This window comes from Microbacterium faecale, from assembly GCF_014640975.1.
Taxonomy (GTDB): Bacteria; Actinomycetota; Actinomycetes; order Actinomycetales; family Microbacteriaceae; genus Microbacterium; species Microbacterium faecale.
On the sequence record NZ_BMHO01000001.1, the window covers coordinates 1,254,814 to 1,270,640 of the forward strand.

Sequence of the window (15,827 nt, forward strand, 5' to 3'; positions counted from 1 at the left end):
GACAGGCAAGTGGGGGCTTGCCTAACCTCGGGGCGTGAGCGACGTGTACAAAGCGCTGGCCGATGGGACTCGGCGAACCATCCTCGACGAACTCCTTGAGCGGGACCGGCAGACCCTGTTCGAACTGTGCGGCCGACTGGCGACGAGGCACGGACTCACCTCCTCCCGTCAAGCCGTCTCACAGCACCTCGAGGTGTTGCAGGCGGCCGGACTGGTGATCGCGGTCAAGGAGGGTCGGTACAAGTTCCACTCCATCGACACTGCCCCGCTGCGCGCGATCACCGTCCGTTGGCCGTATCGAGAGAAAGCAGGAACGCCCATGTCCGAACCCAAGGCGTATGGAACTTTGGAGACCATCGACGGTCGGCCCGCGCTGCGTTTCGAGCGCTCGCTCGGCTATCCGATTGAGCGCGTGTGGCAGGCGGTCAGCACGCCGTCCGAATTGGAACGCTTCTTTCCGGGTGCCGCGGACTGGACACCCGTCGCAGGCGAGATCATCGACGCTGGCGGTATGTCCGTGGAGGTAACGCAGGTCGAGGCACCGCATCTGTTGACCTGGATCTTTGCCGGTCAGCCGCAGAGCTTCGAGCTGACGCCGGAGGGGGACGGGTGCCGATTGGTCTTCACTCACATCATCGACGACCTCCCCGCCGCCCAGACCGCGACCGGATGGGAAATCTACCTTTCCCGGCTCGAACCCCATCTCGCAGGCGGACACCTCTCCGAGGAGGAGGCGCACGGGCCTTGGCCGGAGATCCACGAACTCTACGCCGAGCGTCTCGGCGTCGACCCGGAGCCGGGGCGCCGGTGGGCGGCACAGAACCTTCCTGTCAGTGGAGCCTGACGACATGAGGATCGCGATCACCAGCGTCTTCGCGTCGACGACGTGCAGGCCGAGTGCGACCGGCTGTGTGACCTCGACGTGACGTTCACCCAGGGACCGACCGAGATGGGCGCCGCGGCGACTGCGGTGTTCGATGACACCTGCGGAAATCTCATCCAGATCGCCTCCGTCCGACGCGGCGCGCGCTGAAGCACGTGCCCCACAGATCTGCTGCGATGCCCACTTCACGGAGAGCGAGGGCGACGACGCGCGCACCTCAGCCTGGGCCGCGGTGAAGCGGAATAACGTCACAATCGATCCCGTTGAGGAAGCCATGAGCACCAGCGCGTCCGACGGCCCCGTGATCATCTTCGATGTACTGGGAACGCTCGTGGACCAAGCGGGGAGTCTGCACCGTCACGTTCGCGAAGCCACTGGATACGACGATGCTGGCGTGGCGCGCATCGTCGCGGAGTGGCTCGGTTATGTCGCCGAACGGGAACGCGCCATCGTGTCGGGTCGCTCGACGTTTGTCCCGAGCGATGTCCTCGATGCTGAGGCTTTAGAGCGAATGACGGCTGCCGGTGTGCTGCCCGCCCGCGCTCTGGAGCCCCTCGCCGATGCTTCCCTCCGTCTGGACCCGTGGCCCGACACGATCGACGCGCTCCACCAGTTCGCGGCTGAGGCGACGGTCATGGGGCTATCGAATGCAAGCCGCCGAGTGCTGACTGGCTTGAGCGTGCACGCGGGACTGCGTTGGCATCAGTTCCTGTCGGGAGAAGACGCGACGACGTACAAACCGGATCCGCGGATCTACCGTGCCGCGATCGCGGCAGTTCCGGACGAAGATGTCCCGCCGTACCTCGTCGCGGCGCATGCGTGGGATCTGCGTGCCGCGGCCGAGGCGGGGATGCGCACGGCGTACGTACCGCGGCCGAACGGCGACCCTCCCATGCCGGACGACTCGTTCGATGTTTCCGCGGAGAACCTCGGCGACCTGCACCGGAAGCTCTTTGGCTGAGAGACGGCGAGAGTGGCGCGGACCTCCGTCTGACCGCATGCCGGCAGGCGTAGCACGCGATTCGTTGCCTCACGGCAGCAGTCCGAGCCGACGTGAGCAGTCCAGTGATGCCCCTCACACGTCACCGCATCGACGATCCGCCACATTCTCCGCACCCCTCCGTCTGCCACGGTCGATACTGGTGTGCATGGTGAACTCGAGATCCCTCCGCGACGCGACCGTGCGCGCTGACGCCCGGACCGTGCTGTGGATCAGCGCCCATCCCGAACCGCGCTCGCTCAATGGCAGTCTTCGGCGTGACGGCATCGCCGCGCTCAGGTCGATGGGGCACACGGTGATCGAATCCGATCTGTACGCCATGGGGTGGGATCCGGTCGTGCGGCGCAACAACCTGAGCAGCGAGCGGATCGAGGGGCGGCTCGAGGTGACGCGCCACGGCCGCGAGGCTCAGGTGACGGGAAACGTCCCCGACGATGTGGCCGCCGAGCAGGAGAAGATTCGCCGATCGGATGCGGTCGTCGTGCAGTTCCCGCTGTGGTGGTACTCAATGCCCGCCCTCCTCAAGGGGTGGTTCGACCGGGTGTTCGTCAGTGGCTTCGCCTTCGGAAAGGATCCGGGTACGGGCCGACGCCTCCGCTTCGAACAGGGACCGTTCCGCGGCACCCGCGCGCTCGCGGTGGTGACGCTGGGTGACCGCGAGGCGTCGATCGGACCGCGCGGCAAGAGCGGCGAGCTGACGGAGCTGCTGTTCGGCCTCCTGCACGGCACGTTTGCGTACACCGGCATGGACGCGCTGCGGCCGTGGGCGCTCCCGAGCGCGGACTTCACGGAGAGCGGGGGCGACTACGCGCGGGCACGCGATTCTTTGGTCGCTCGGCTCGAGGGAATGTTCTCAGAAGAACCGATCGCGTATCGCGAGCAGTTCACGGGAGATTACACGGACGAATGGGAACTCGAACCGCACGTGGTCCCCGGCGAGGCAGGCCTCTCCGTGCACGTTCGCGAGTAGTGCTCCGGCCTGAACACGGCGCGGTTCTCAGTCGCGGGTCGCCAGCACCCAGGCGCCGGTCACCACCGCGATGGCAGCTCCGGTGAAGAACATCGCCGGGACGTTGGCCGCGCCAGCGAGTCCGCCGATGGCCGTACCGGTGCCGATGCCGATGTAGATCGACGAGGCGTTGAAGGCGATCACGAGCGACGCCTGCTCGGGGGCGGCGTTGATGAGGCGAAGCTGCAACGGAGGGCTCTGACACCAGCTGCTCGCGCCCCAGACGAGCGCAAGGACCGCGACGAGCGCCGGAACGACGAGCGAGGACGCGGAGAGGGCGCCGAAAGCCGCCAGGCCGCAGGCCATGACGGCGTAGCCGGCGATGAGGATTCGCGTGCCGCCATAGCGGTCGGCGAGACGCCCCGAGGTCTGCGCGCCGATCACGGCGCCGACGCCATAGGCGAACAGGATCCACGGACTGCCGTCCGCGGGGATGCCGACTGACGCGAAGGCGGGAACGGCGTACGCGTAGGCGGTGTACGCCGCGGTCATCCCGAGGATCGTCACGGGCAGGAGCGTCCGGACGGTCGGATTGCGAAGCACCGCGAAACGCGCGCGCAGCGGTACGGGGGCGCCGCCGTCGAGACGCGGCAAGAGGATGAGCAGCAGCACGGCGATCGCGGCGCACAGCAGTGCGACGGCGGCGAGTGCCAGGCGCCAGCCCAGCACCCGCGCCGCAACGGTCCCCAGGGGCACGCCCAGCGCGGTCGCGATGGTGAGTCCGCTCACGACGAGGGCGAGCGCGCGGCCACGCTTCTCCAGCGGAACGAGAGCCGCAGCCGTGGCCCCAGCATTCGGCGTGTAAGCGGCCGCTCCGGCGGCGGCGACGATCCGTGTCGCCATCAGGACGGCGAAGGTCGGCGCGAGGGCGGATCCGAGGTTCGCCAGTGCGAGCACGCTCAGCGCCAGCACGAGCAGCCGCCGCCGGGGAATCGTCGCCGTCAGGGACGCGAGCACGGGAGAGAGCACCGCGTAGGCCACAGCGAACACCGTGACGGACTGTCCGGCGACCGCGACCGAGACGTCGAGATCGGTGGACATCGTCGGGAGGAACCCGGCGACGACGAAGGCGTCGGTGCCCACGGCGAACGTTCCCAGCGCGAGCGACGACACCCTGCCGCCACTGCGTGACAGCCTCACCTGAGACACAGCGCGGGATTCACGGCGTCACGGCAGCAGTCCGAGCCGACGAGCCGTCGCGACGGCGGCGTGGCGCGTGGAGGTGTCGAGCTTCGACATCGCGGATCCGAGATAGGCCTTGACCGTGCCCTCGCGCAGCCCGAGTTGCTCCGCGATCTGTGCGTTCGTCGCGCCGATCGCGGCGCACGCGAGCACGTCGGTCTCGCGGGGTGAAAGGTGGACATCGGTGTGGGGTGCCGGTGCGGATCCGTCGGAGAGCGCGACGAGTTTCTGCTCGATGAGGCGCAGCCGCTCGCGGAGCGGATCGTCGTCGAGCACGGCGGTGATCTGCCGAAGCTCGGTGTAGGTCTCGCGGATCTCTTCGCGCTGGGTTGCTGAGAACGACGGCTCCGCGGTGGCGGCGGTCGCCCGCGCGACCTCGGCGTCAATGCTGCGCTGTGCGGCGTCTCGCTCAGCGAGGTCGCTGGCGAGCCGCTGGGCGACGCTGACGGCGGGTGCCGCGGCGACCCCGCCGACGCTCCACGCTCCCCACGCGCCGCCGTACAGGATCCCGCGCGGCGTGCCGCCCACGACGACCGGGACCGCGAGGAGCGTTCCGAGCCCCTCGCCGAGGACGTAGGTGTCGTAGTCGTGCGTGATCTGGCGCGCGGATGCGTAGTCGCCCGTCATCCGCGGGCGCCGCTCGAGGACCGCGCGTCCGCCGAGCCCGCGTTCCGGGGCGACGGCGAGTCCGTTGAGGGCGTTCGTGCGATTGCCGACCATCGCTGTCACGCGCGTCGTGCCGTTCTCATCTCGGATCCCGCCGAACGCGACGGGGAATCGCGTGTGGCGCGCGAACTCGTTCACAGCGCGCGCCAACAGGCGGGTCTCCTCCATGATTCGCTCCTTTGCGATGCCGATTTCGGTACTGACTTTCGGGGGTGCCGGTCGTCAGTACTCGATCCGTAGCGTCGAAGTTACCACTGGCCGCCCGTGCGGGCGGCCGTCGGCCCGTCGAGCACGATGTCGGGCACGACGTCACGATATGCGGCAAGGAGGCCACATGACCGACAACGATATCGGAGCTCCCGATCGGAGCGCGGTGGACTACATCGAGGTCGAGGAATCACCGAGATTCCAAGGGCTCAAGAAGGCGCATCGGTCGTTCGTCTTTCCGATGGCCGTGCTCTTTCTCGTCTGGTACTTCGTCTACGTGCTCCTCGCGGGCTGGGCGCCGGAATTCATCGCGCAGCGCGTGTTCGGCGACATCACGGTCGGCCTGCTGTTCGGGCTCGGCCAGTTCGTGACGACCTTCGCGATCACGATGGCGTACGTCGCGTTCGCGAACCGCAAGCTCGACCCGGTCGCCACGACGATCCGCGAGGACCTCGAGAAGCAGGAGGCAGGCGCATGAACGAGTGGCTGACCACCGTCGGCTCGTCGATCTCGGCGGCCGTCGTCGAGATCGAATCGAACCCGATCCTCAACATGTCGATCTTCGCGGCGTTCGTCGCCGTGACGATGTTCATCGTCGTCCGCGCGAGCCGCAACAATCGCTCGGCCGCCGACTACTACGCGGGCGGACGCTCCTTCACGGGGCCACAGAACGGCTTCGCGATCTCGGGCGACTACCTGTCGGCCGCGTCGTTCCTCGGCATCGTCGGCGCGATCGCCGTCAACGGCTATGACGGGTTCCTCTACTCCATCGGATTCCTCGTCGCGTGGCTCGTCGCGCTGCTGCTCGTCGCCGAGCTGATGCGAAACACGGGCAAGTTCACGATGGCCGACGTTCTGTCGTTCCGCCTCAAGCAGCGGCCCGTGCGCATGGCGGCGGCGCTCACGACGCTTGCCGTGTGCTTTTTCTACCTGCTGGCGCAGATGGCCGGTGCGGGCGCGCTCGTGTCGCTGCTGATGGGCATCGACGGGGCCGTTGGCCAGTCGGTCGTGATCGCGGTGGTCGGCGTGGTCATGGTGCTGTACGTGCTCGTGGGCGGCATGAAGGGCACGACCTGGGTGCAGATCATCAAGGCGTTCCTCCTCATCGGCGGCGCGTTGGTGATGACGATCTGGGTGCTCGCGATGCACGGCTTCAGTATCAACACGCTTCTGGAGTCCGCGGTCGCGGCGTCCGAGCACGGCGACAAGATCCTCGGGCCGGGTCTGCAGTACTCCAACCCGCTCGACTTCCTGTCGCTCGCGCTCGCCCTCGTGCTTGGCACCGCGGGGCTCCCGCACGTGCTCATGCGCTTCTACACGGTGCCCACGGCGAAGGAAGCCCGTCGCTCCGTTGTCTGGGCGATCTGGCTGATCGGCCTGTTCTACCTGCTGAGCCTCGTGCTCGGCTACGGTGCAGGCGCCATGGTCGGCCCAGAGCGGATCCTCGGTGCGCCCGGCGGCGTGAACTCGGCAGCGCCTCTGCTCGCGGAGGCGCTCGGCGGACCAGTGCTGATGGGCTTCATCTCGGCGGTCGCATTCGCCACGATCCTCGCCGTCGTCGCGGGCCTCACGATCACCGCATCGGCGTCGTTCGCGCACGACATCTACGCGAACGTGATCAAGAAGGGCAAGGTCTCCGGCAAGGGTGAAGTCCGCGTCGCGCGGATGACGACGCTTGTCATCGGCGCCCTGGCGATCGTCGGCGGCATCGGCGTGCAGAACCAGAACGTAGCGTTCCTCGTCGCGCTCGCCTTCGCTGTCGCGGCCTCGGCGAACCTGCCGACGATCCTGTACTCGCTGTTCTGGCGTGGGTTCACCACGACGGGCGCCGTGATGAGCATGTACGGCGGCCTCGGCTCGGCCCTGCTGCTCATCGTGCTCTCGCCGGTTTTCTCTGGCACGGAGACGAGCGTCTTCGCGGACATCGACATCGCGGTCTTCCCGCTGTCGAATCCCGGCATCATCTCGATCCCGCTCGGCTTCCTGCTCGGGTTCCTCGGATCCGTCCTCGGACGCCGCAAGGAAGATCCGCGGATCGCCGCCGAGATGGAGGTGCGCGCGCTCACGGGACACGGCGCAGAGAAGGAGGTCGAGCACTGAGTCACGTGCCGTTCCTCGGATGACGCAGCGGCGTCTGGTGATCAGCTCACCAGACGCCGCTGCTTCCTCTCCGGTGGCTGCCGACCAGGTGGGTGTCGACGATGCCGATCGGCGCGAACGATGAACGCTCATAAGATTCCCGGGTGCTACCGAACCAGGTCCTCGTGCTCCGGGCAGAAGTTGTCGACTGCTGCGATCACGACAGTGCCTGCCTCGGCAATCGACCAGCCGAGACCCTCAAGCATGCCTGCGGCGTCGTGCGCCGAGGATCCATCGTCCATGTTGGTGCACAGGGCTCGACCAAGCTCGATCGCCTCGGTTTCCGACCCGCGGTCGAAAACTTGCGGCGTATCGTCCTTGATCGACTGAATGAACGCGTCCTCCGGCGATGGGGAGCATCCCGCCAGGGCAACGGTTCCCAGGGCGAGAGCGAAGATGGCGCGAACGGGTTTCATGTTCGCCACGATAGCGGTCGCATACGCGGCGTCTCGTGGGGTCTGCGGTTCGCTGCACACTCCGCGTAGTCTCGTCGCATGGATGATCTCGACTCTGCCGCGCAGCCAATCTGCCCCGCATGCGGCGTCATCATGCACCCCGAGGATGGTGGGGATGAGTGTCGCGAGTGCGGGTATCGGATCGAGTGGCCCGGCGTGCAGCATCCGGGCGACGGCGAAGGGATCATCGACCTCTGACGGACCTCGCGCCTATATTCCTGCACTGTGACACGTGACCACCTCGACGACGACACTCGTCTCGACATCGCCCTCTCCGCCGCGATCGGCCGACACCGATACGACGCCACCCCGGACGCTGCGATTCAGGAGTTGCAGGCGCTGGCCGACGGTCGGAACGACATCCTCGCGCGCGTCGCCGGCACGTGGGCCGGATTCTATGAGGACGACCCGCACGTGCGCACGACCGTCGACCCCCTCCGGGAGATCCCCGGCGCGACACAGTGGATCGAACTCGGCCGCAGCCGCGCCGGCAAGACACGACCGACACCCTGGCCCGCATCTCACTAGACCCGTATCTATCCGACACCCACAAGCGTACGGTCAAGAGTATGTGGACCGTACTGTTAATCCTGTTGGCTGCGTGGGCCGTGCTCACCGTCGTCGGATTCGCGATCGAGGGCCTGTTCTGGCTGGCCATGATCGGGCTCATCTTATTCATCGCGACGGTCGTGTTCGGATTCATCCGAAACCACCGACGGAAGAAGTAAGCCTTCCGCACGCCACCGGGAGGAAGAGGCAAGCAGACCCCATCGGAAAGACATGACCATGACAGATCAACAATCCTCAGAAAAGCACCAGAACCAAGACGCCGACGAGAAAGCCAACGAGAGATGGGACTCAGAAGGCGGAGCATCTGACGCGCAAGCACCCGAGGATCCGCCTCGCACCCGCAGAGAGCGAGCGTGGGACGCCGCCCGGATCGAACACTGGCACGGCGCGAAGTCCACGTCGGAGACGCAGCAGCGAGCCGACAAGTGGACACGCGATCACGAATCCGACGGCGAGGCCGCCGAGGACGAACAGCGCAACGAGTGACTATCCCTGGCCACGACGAGCTGCCTCTGTGCTGACGCGACGAAAGTGCCCCTCCGGCTCGTGTGGTCGGAAGTGCGCGACCTCCTCGACATCGCAGAGTGCAACAACGTCACAGAGTTGATCGGCGTGCTCGAGGAGTACCGGGCGGATCCGCCGTTACCGAACGCGCCCGTGGACCTCTAGCGGTGCCGGGTCGCGCGACATACGCTGTCGGAATGTGCGGACGATTCGCCCTCGACGACAAGGTCAACGCCTCGATCACTGACTTCGTGGTGGGCACGGGCCGGAGTCACAACGAGTGGACGCCCGATTGGGCGAACCGGTGGAACATCAAACCCACCCAGCAGATCGCCGTCATCCTCGACTCCGCGAAGACTGAGCAGCTGCGAGTCGAGTCGGCGCACTGGTCCCTCGTCCCGCCCTGGTCTGACAGCCTCAAGACGAAGTTTCCGACATTCAACGCCCGCACCGAGGGCATCACGTCGAAAGCCACGTGGAAGAGCCCGCTCAAGTCCCGCAGGTGCATCATCCCTGCGTCGGGTTACTACGAATGGACCGGCGAGAAGGGATCCAAGACGCCGTGGTGGATCCACCCGGAGAGCGGGATCCTCGGGTTCGCTGGCCTGTACGCGTGGTGGCAAGACAAGAGCGTCACGGATGACGACCCCGCGAAATGGACGCTCACCGCGACGATGCTCACCATGCCCACCGTCGACCACCTCGCCAGCATCCACGACCGCAACCCCGTCGCACTGCCCGCAACTTTCTGGGAGCAGTGGATGGACCCGAGCATCACCGGCGGCCAGGACCTAGTCGACGAAGCCGTGAACGCCTCGCGGGGCGAAATGACAGCACTCGACTACCACCGCGTCATGCCGTTCAAAGCTACCGACGACGGGCCACAGATGACGGTGCCCACGTAGTCACAACGAAAGTGCCCCTCCTGCCGAAGCAGGAGGGGCACCGATTCGCGACGTTACGTATCTGCGGCTCATCTGTCCGATCGCTGCTATCGCCGTACCGCCTGACCACCTAGGACAGGACCTCCACGCCCGTCGCTTTGTACGTGAATGAGGTGTCCCCGCCCGGGGACACGTTCTCAACCGCTTCTGCGTGGATCCTCAACCGGACACCTACATGTAGCGCAGACATGACTTCAGCGGCGATGTCCTTCGCGTCGACACGTTCGAACTCGTCTGGAGCAGTCTCCAGCTCGAGCATTGGCTTCTTGTCACTGACCGTCCTGAGTACGCCCTCGAGCGCGATCGGCTCGCGGACGAGTCTCCGCGTGGTGATGAATCTGTTGATGTGCTCAAGGTGCGACAGGCCCAGCCTTGCGCGACGCACCGGGACGCGCGGCTGATGCCACACGATGTCAGGCTCGAACCCGCCGGAAAATAGAGAAGTCGAGAACGTGCGTAAGGCCGACGCCACGCGCGGACCCGCCGTATTGAGCGCCGCCGCAAATCCGCTGTCGTCAGAGTCCGGGCCGAGGACCTTTCCGCGATTTAGAATCGAAAGTGCACGGTCGATGGCCTTGTCGACATCCTGGTCATCGGCGTCACGGAAGAACTCTCCCTGACCGTCAGGGAGGATCTCATCAGCGGGCGACGTCGCAGGAACCATGTTGAGAACCAGGGATCCCGGAAGTGCAGAGCCGTTCAGCATCAAGCGGGTTCGCGACTCGACTTCGGCGGGGATACGCCCGCGAAGCATCCGCCACCCGGTGTTTGCAAGCCCGGTGGCTAGGACGAGCTTCTGGAACCCGGTCATCACCTTCGCGACGGCCTCGACGGGAGCACTATGAATCGAGACCCCCGGGCCCGTGAGTCGGAGGCGGCCGGCAGAGGCCACACGACGAACGGGAGAATTCTCCGCCATGAATGCATGCACGCTCATACGCGCGAGATCGGCCGCATCGGTCCACTGGACATCGGCGGGATCGACGCTCTCGCGGTAGGCCTCCCAATCAAACGACATGGATACCGTCCAACATCATCTCGAGGTAGCCAGCTCGTGGGAGCGCATCTTCGCGCACAGGCGGTGCGCCCTTCGGGCCGGAGCGACGTCGAAGCCAGAAGTCATCCCAGAACCCCCTCATCTGGATATAGCTCAGATGTTCATTCGATGGACCCGATGCTGCTTCTGGGTAGACATGCCACTGCGCCATGCCCGCATCCACGCGCAGCCCAGTCGTCGATCGGACTGCGCGGGTTGCGAACATCTGAAGTATCATACGATCCCTTGGATCGGCAATGGCGCTGACATGACGATCTTCGCACCAGTAGACGACGTCGATGTCGTCCGGGTCCTGCTTGTTCGAAATGTACGAGCCAGAGACCCAGACGTACGCGACAGGGACGATCTTCTGGAGCTCGCTGGTGACTGTCTTGAAGTGATCCCAGATCTCAACACGGCTGCTCGACTGCGCGAACTGCGGGTCGCGGACGTAACGAGCCTCGACATCGGCCAGCGTCACGTGGTGTCGGCCGAGGGGGAGCACGCCGTCAGTATTGAGCGCAGGAATGGACATATCTCCGCACAGTAGCGGGTCGCGATCACAGGCCGATAACGACGAAATCGCTCCTCCCGGGGAGCCTGCCACCCGAAGGTGTCAGTAGCTCACCCAGGCGGGGCGCAGTCGTTCAGGAGGTATCAGTCGCCGGCGTCACTGCCTCCGAGTCTGCGGGGCGTCTTCTGTTCTACGGTCTTCGCGCTCGAGCGCGTCACGAGGGCGTAGGACGCCTGCGCCACGACGATCGCGAGCAGTACGAGCACCGGCCACTCCGGGACCGGCTCACCCGTGTACACGTAATAGAACGCCATCACGAGACCCGCGAGGACGACGGCGACGATGATCGCGACGACCTTCTTCACCGTCGCCGACCATTCCGGCCGGTTGATGAGGGCGATCGCGTACGGCGCGAACAGCGACAGCAGCGTGAGGATCCCTGCAGGGATCGAGGGCAGAGTGATGTCCATCAGGAGTCCTTCGTGTCGTTCGAACGAGAATCGGAATCGGTGTAGGCCGGGAAGCTCGGGATGTCCGCCGGCTCCACACACGGGGCTGCGAACAGCAGCCGGGTCAGGTGCGAGGCGTGCTCCTCCATGCGGCGACGCTTCGACGCCTCCCGGTCTACGCGTCGCCACGCCCGGTCCACCTCGTCGCGCCGCTTCGCCCCCCGGTTCGAGATCTTGTCGAGGCCACGCTTGGTGAGCTCGAGGAGGATCGCACCACCGCCGGCGGCACCGATGAGGGATGCGATAGCTGCTGCATCCATCGGTCACCCCCGGCGTGGTTCGTAGCTGTAGTCCCGGATCAGCAGCCCCCGCAGGGTGAACGGTGCGGAAGCGAGCAGGATGATGCCAATCTGCGTCAGGCGCGACGAGCCCGTGTCGATGTTGTGCCAGTGCAACGTCGCGGCGACCGACAGGTAGATCGCCAGCCCCATCAGGATCGGCGCAAGACCGAGCAATCGCTCGACCCACCACCATCCCGGCAAGACCGTGATCGCCCCTACCACTCCACCGACGATGAACAGGCCCGACCAGATCGCCGTGAGGATGGGACCGAGCGGCCCCTCGATCGACTGCGGCGGGTTCGTGGCTGTGACCACGCCGACACCGATCGTGAGGAGATAGATCACGAAGTACGCCACCTTCAGGTGGCGCGGCTCCGTGATCGACTCCCAGAGTCGCCGCACACGCATGCGGATAGTCACGGCTTACCCCTTCGGTGCGCCGATGGCGTCCGCGATCGTCTCGAACTCTGTCCAGCTCACCTTCGGCACGGAGCCGAGCGTCGGCGGGAGCATGAGGTCGGTCGCCTTCTTGCGGCGCAGCTTGCGGATCGCGTTCCGGTGACGCTTGTAGTGGGCTGGGTCCTTGAAGTTGATCTTGCTGCTCGGTCGCAGATGCGCGACGGTTCCGTTGGGCGCCGTGACGTACGCTTCCATGTCTGTTCCCTTCTGGTTGGCGACGCCACCGCCGCCCGTGGTTTGCCCGATCCGGGCTTCGATGAACGGCACAGGATCCACCTGGCCGGTATTCGCCGTGTGCCACTGTCCGGGCGTGACCTCGAGGTGCACGTGCGTCGCCCACGGTCCTTGGAGGCCGGACCAGCCCATGCCGACGAGCGGGTCGCCCGCTCGCACGCGGTCGCCCTTCCGAACCCGGACCGTGCTCGCGTCATTGTGGAGCGCACGCGAGAAGAACCCGTCGTGCTGCACCCACACCATGAAGCCCGCGACCGCCGACCAGCCGACCCCGGAGGACAACCCGACGTACACGACCGTGCCGTCAGCGATCGCGTGCACCGTGTCGAAGTCGTACATGTCGACGCCGCGGTGATACTTCGACGCGAGCGGGTTATCCAGGTTCCGGGGGCCGAAGCCGGACGAGATCGGTGGACGAGAAGTAGAGCCGTTGGGCCAAAGAATCGTCATGCGGTCCCCTCTCATGGGAAAACCCCCGCCGTAGCGAGGGTGAATGGTTGACCGGGGGTCAGGACAGTTGCAGCCAGATAGCCGAAACGGAATCCCAGACGAGACTCATCGACTCGCGGGCCTGTAGCGTCACGTCCCCGCCCCGGAGGGAGGTGTTCGCCGCGCCACCGCTCGGGATCGTCACCGACCCGCCGACCGCATACAGGTCGAGCCTCTGGCCCGAGAACGCGCCCGGTTCGATGCCCGCCGTCGTCACCGACCCGGAACTGTTGAGACGGCACGTCACGACCGCATCCCCGGAACGCATCTGGATCATGCTGCCGCCTGATGCCGTGATGCTACGAAACGCAGTCGTCGGTGCCGTTCCAGGCCCGAGCGAATTGGTGAGGATCACCGACTGCCGAGACGCGTCACGCGTCAGGTTCCACCACGGCAGCATGCTGTGATTGCCCAGCAGGTGCGCCCGCACCTGTCCATCCATCGAGTTCCACTGCACGACCGCCTGCATCTGGTGACGCGCAGAGTCCGACAGGTTGAGCTTCACATCCACGTCGATCTGGTTCGTGCCGGCCGGGCCGGTGGACCCACGGAAAACGAAGTTCGGTGCCTCATCCGGCCCCAGCTTCGTCGCATCCAGCGTGCACGATCCCCGCAACCGCCCGTTGACGATGTTGAAGAACGCGATGCCGTCGTACTCGTACGGACCCTCAGTGAACACGAGCACCGGATCGACCATGCGAACGTACCCGTACTCGATGACGGGACCCTGCCGGAAAAACTCGAAATAGCCGCCCTCGATGACGACCGAATCGAACGCGGGATCATCCAACGTGTCCTTCGCGACGTTGAACGGCTGCCCGACGCGATACGTGGCGCAGTTCACGAAACGATGCTGATACGACGTACCCTGACCACCCAGCCCAGCTTCTGCCATCACACCGAAGCCAGACTCAGCGCCAATAGCGATGCAATCCGACAGCGTGTGAGCACGGCCACGGATGCGGAACAGCCAACGCGCGTCCGTCCCGGTCGCAGTGATGTCGTAGAAGTGATGCCCGTACCCGCCATGGTGCGTATCCCACGGGACCGCCGTCGCGCGAGCCGACGAGCCCGTGATCTTGCAGTACATGGCCCGCCCGAACACTGCCGGGTCCGTCTGCCCGGTCGCCGCACGACCGGCAGTATCGTCCGTGAACGCGTGCCTCAGTCGGTTCGCGACGATCCGGTAGTCACCCCACGACGACCCGCCACAGGTGACGCCGTACCCGTCCGCTGCGGGTAGGTTCTCCACACGGAGATCCGCGACGGTATAGACGCACGAGTGGTCACTGAATGCGGTTCCCGGGCCACGCACCACGTGCCCTGCAATGTACGAGCCATTCAGCGCCGAGTAGCGGAACATGCGTCGCGTGAACTCGGTACCCGGGTTGCCGTCATAGTCGGCCGTCCCGAAACGGAACGACACTCGGTGATTCTGGATGCGGGCGACGCGAATGTTCGTGCTGTAAGTGTCCAGTAGCGGCGGCGACACGTGCACTTCCGTGCCATCAATGTTCGCCACCACAGCGAACTCGCCCTGCCAGGACTTCTCGGTTTCGTTGCGGGGCCGCGAGTCGCGAATCTCGTCGTTCGAGAACACCTTCACGATATCGCCCGCGTTGAAACCGTCCGTGTCCGCGACCACAAGCCGCGAATAACGCTGGTTCGTGATGACGCCACCGACGCTCACCGGTGCATCGAACGACCCCTCTGCGCGGAAGATTTCGTTGTCAGGGTCGGTCTTGACCAGGTGCGCGTTCGATAGGTCAATGTCCAACGTGCGGCCCTTCACCGACCATCCCGCCGAACGGTACACAGCGCCAGGAGGAGCCACGATCGTAGACCCGTCCGGCACCTGATCGATCAGCGCCTGCATCGTCGCCGTGTCATCTGCGGTGCCATCACCGACCACGCCATGATCCGCCGCATTGAACACGAGCGAATTCTTCGGCACGAAACGGTTCTCAAGCGCATTGCCAGTGAGCGTGTCCATCGCACCAACCAGCACGGCCATCGCCTCATCCGTGGGGACAGCATTCAACCCCGGAAGTCCACGCGGCACACCAATCTCGAGATGCTTCGCCGTCGGTGAACCACTGGTCTCCACCGTCGCCTGCGACCCAGCCGGAAGCGTGTGCCCCGACGCCGACGTGAACGTGCCAGCCGGCCCCTGCGGGCCCTGCGCCCCGTCCTTGCCGTTGATGTTCGCCAGAGGGATAAAACGTACGCTCATGGAGTCCACTCCCGCTCATACACCCAGCCCGTGCTGGTGTTCCAATGAATTTGATTCCAACGCGGCATTGACGGCGCGTTCGGTGCCGCGTACACGAGCGCCAGGCCGACCTGCTGGCCGATGATGTCGCCGAGATTTCCGCCCTCGCCGGGGAAGATCTTGTAGTGCCACTCGAAGAATCCACGCGCCCTGTTTCCCGGTTGCTCTTGTTCCTGGCCAGGCTCGAGATAGTCGAGGCGCATCGTGTACCAGAGGCGCGGATCGTTCGGCTCCGACCACAGATCGGCATGAAACCCGCCGGTCTCCTGCCGCCACGTGGCCCGCACCTCAGCGTTGAAGAACGCGCCCCCAGTCGCGGCGAGCCAACTCTGATTCGCGACAAACCACAGCCGCGGCTCCAACGCAGGCGGCACGACGACCTGCCCGAAATCGAACAGATTCCCATTTACAGGCACCAATGGCATAGCGCGCCCCTCTCATTGCTATTGCGCTTACGAGCGCACTAGGGTTCAG

General features: G+C 65.6%; 22 protein-coding genes and 1 pseudogene. 12 read left to right on the forward strand and 11 right to left on the reverse strand.

The features are described 5' to 3' along the window. Positions 1-43 precede the first annotated feature (43 nt). From IEW87_RS05825 to IEW87_RS05840, 4 genes and pseudogenes are all read left to right on the forward strand, one after another. Entirely contained in the window at positions 44-844 is an 801-nt protein-coding gene (locus IEW87_RS05825; protein ID WP_268234607.1) for an ArsR/SmtB family transcription factor, read from the forward strand. Between the two features lie 30 nt (positions 845-874). Further along, a pseudogene (locus IEW87_RS05830) lies at positions 875-1,033 on the forward strand (VOC family protein); the annotation flags it as partial. 124 nt (positions 1,034-1,157) lie between these two features. Continuing rightward, complete coding sequence (locus IEW87_RS05835) at positions 1,158-1,844, forward strand: HAD-IA family hydrolase (protein WP_188711329.1); 687 nt, start codon at positions 1,158-1,160, stop codon at positions 1,842-1,844. A gap of 187 nt (positions 1,845-2,031) precedes the next feature. After that, entirely contained in the window at positions 2,032-2,853 is an 822-nt protein-coding gene (locus IEW87_RS05840) for an NAD(P)H-dependent oxidoreductase (RefSeq protein WP_188711330.1), read from the forward strand. A 27-nt stretch (positions 2,854-2,880) separates the two neighbouring features. Here IEW87_RS05840 and IEW87_RS05845 read toward each other — a convergent pair whose 3' ends face one another. Next, positions 2,881-4,005: an MFS transporter gene (locus IEW87_RS05845; RefSeq protein WP_188711331.1), complete on the reverse strand. Its 1,125-nt coding sequence runs from the start codon at positions 4,003-4,005 to the stop codon at positions 2,881-2,883. Between the two features lie 54 nt (positions 4,006-4,059). Further along, complete coding sequence (locus tag IEW87_RS05850; protein WP_188711332.1) at positions 4,060-4,908, reverse strand: LuxR C-terminal-related transcriptional regulator; 849 nt, start codon at positions 4,906-4,908, stop codon at positions 4,060-4,062. Positions 4,909-5,074: 166 nt separating this feature from the next. Here IEW87_RS05850 and IEW87_RS05855 point away from each other — a divergent pair, with 166 nt between their 5' ends. Together IEW87_RS05855 and IEW87_RS05860 are read left to right on the forward strand one after the other, a co-directional pair. Continuing rightward, positions 5,075-5,425, forward strand: a complete 351-nt coding sequence (locus IEW87_RS05855) for a DUF485 domain-containing protein (protein ID WP_188711333.1) — start codon at positions 5,075-5,077, stop codon at positions 5,423-5,425. Further along, a complete protein-coding gene (locus IEW87_RS05860) occupies positions 5,422-7,047 on the forward strand; it encodes a monocarboxylic acid transporter (protein WP_188711334.1) in 1,626 nt (541 codons plus the stop codon). Before IEW87_RS05855 ends, IEW87_RS05860 begins: the two co-directional genes overlap by 4 nt. Positions 7,048-7,193: 146 nt before the next feature. Here the strand turns inward: IEW87_RS05860 and IEW87_RS05865 are convergent, their stop codons facing one another. Beyond that, positions 7,194-7,502 (reverse strand): DUF732 domain-containing protein, encoded by a 309-nt coding sequence (locus tag IEW87_RS05865; protein WP_188711335.1) that lies wholly within the window; start codon positions 7,500-7,502, stop codon positions 7,194-7,196. Between the two features lie 78 nt (positions 7,503-7,580). Between IEW87_RS05865 and IEW87_RS05870 the strand changes: the two genes are divergently transcribed. From IEW87_RS05870 to IEW87_RS05895, 6 genes are read left to right on the forward strand one after another with little or no spacing between them, the layout of a single operon-like run. Next, the gene (locus tag IEW87_RS05870) at positions 7,581-7,739 is read left to right on the forward strand and encodes a hypothetical protein (protein WP_188711336.1); all 159 of its coding nucleotides are present in this window, start codon (positions 7,581-7,583) and stop codon (positions 7,737-7,739) included. A gap of 27 nt (positions 7,740-7,766) precedes the next feature. After that, positions 7,767-8,069 carry a hypothetical protein gene (locus IEW87_RS05875; RefSeq protein ID WP_188711337.1) on the forward strand — a complete coding sequence of 101 codons (303 nt, stop codon included), beginning with the start codon at positions 7,767-7,769 and terminating at the stop codon, positions 8,067-8,069. Between the two features lie 41 nt (positions 8,070-8,110). Continuing rightward, complete coding sequence (locus IEW87_RS05880) at positions 8,111-8,269, forward strand: hypothetical protein (protein ID WP_188711338.1); 159 nt, start codon at positions 8,111-8,113, stop codon at positions 8,267-8,269. A 58-nt stretch (positions 8,270-8,327) separates the two neighbouring features. Further along, a complete protein-coding gene (locus IEW87_RS05885) occupies positions 8,328-8,597 on the forward strand; it encodes a hypothetical protein (protein ID WP_188711339.1) in 270 nt (89 codons plus the stop codon). Positions 8,598-8,642: 45 nt separating this feature from the next. After that, a complete protein-coding gene (locus IEW87_RS05890) occupies positions 8,643-8,780 on the forward strand; it encodes a hypothetical protein (RefSeq protein WP_188711340.1) in 138 nt (45 codons plus the stop codon). Between the two features lie 32 nt (positions 8,781-8,812). After that, positions 8,813-9,520: an SOS response-associated peptidase gene (locus IEW87_RS05895; RefSeq protein ID WP_188711341.1), complete on the forward strand. Its 708-nt coding sequence runs from the start codon at positions 8,813-8,815 to the stop codon at positions 9,518-9,520. A 109-nt stretch (positions 9,521-9,629) separates the two neighbouring features. Here the strand turns inward: IEW87_RS05895 and IEW87_RS05900 are convergent, their stop codons facing one another. From IEW87_RS05900 to IEW87_RS05935, 8 genes are all read right to left on the reverse strand, one after another. After that, on the reverse strand, positions 9,630-10,370 hold the full coding sequence (locus IEW87_RS05900) for a hypothetical protein (protein ID WP_188711342.1): 741 nt from the start codon (positions 10,368-10,370) through the stop codon (positions 9,630-9,632). A gap of 196 nt (positions 10,371-10,566) precedes the next feature. Beyond that, positions 10,567-11,130 carry a DUF6932 family protein gene (locus IEW87_RS05905; protein WP_229730977.1) on the reverse strand — a complete coding sequence of 188 codons (564 nt, stop codon included), beginning with the start codon at positions 11,128-11,130 and terminating at the stop codon, positions 10,567-10,569. Between the two features lie 122 nt (positions 11,131-11,252). Then, positions 11,253-11,579: a hypothetical protein gene (locus IEW87_RS05910; protein ID WP_188711343.1), complete on the reverse strand. Its 327-nt coding sequence runs from the start codon at positions 11,577-11,579 to the stop codon at positions 11,253-11,255. Next, on the reverse strand, positions 11,579-11,878 hold the full coding sequence (locus IEW87_RS05915) for a hypothetical protein (protein WP_188711344.1): 300 nt from the start codon (positions 11,876-11,878) through the stop codon (positions 11,579-11,581). Before IEW87_RS05915 ends, IEW87_RS05910 begins: the two co-directional genes overlap by 1 nt. A 3-nt stretch (positions 11,879-11,881) precedes the next feature. After that, complete coding sequence (locus IEW87_RS05920; protein WP_188711345.1) at positions 11,882-12,319, reverse strand: hypothetical protein; 438 nt, start codon at positions 12,317-12,319, stop codon at positions 11,882-11,884. A 3-nt stretch (positions 12,320-12,322) separates the two neighbouring features. Next, complete coding sequence (locus IEW87_RS05925) at positions 12,323-13,042, reverse strand: M23 family metallopeptidase (RefSeq protein ID WP_188711346.1); 720 nt, start codon at positions 13,040-13,042, stop codon at positions 12,323-12,325. 58 nt (positions 13,043-13,100) lie between these two features. Continuing rightward, positions 13,101-15,314 (reverse strand): hypothetical protein, encoded by a 2,214-nt coding sequence (locus IEW87_RS05930; protein ID WP_188711347.1) that lies wholly within the window; start codon positions 15,312-15,314, stop codon positions 13,101-13,103. Continuing rightward, positions 15,311-15,778 (reverse strand): hypothetical protein, encoded by a 468-nt coding sequence (locus IEW87_RS05935; RefSeq protein ID WP_188711348.1) that lies wholly within the window; start codon positions 15,776-15,778, stop codon positions 15,311-15,313. Before IEW87_RS05935 ends, IEW87_RS05930 begins: the two co-directional genes overlap by 4 nt. Positions 15,779-15,827 lie beyond the last annotated feature (49 nt).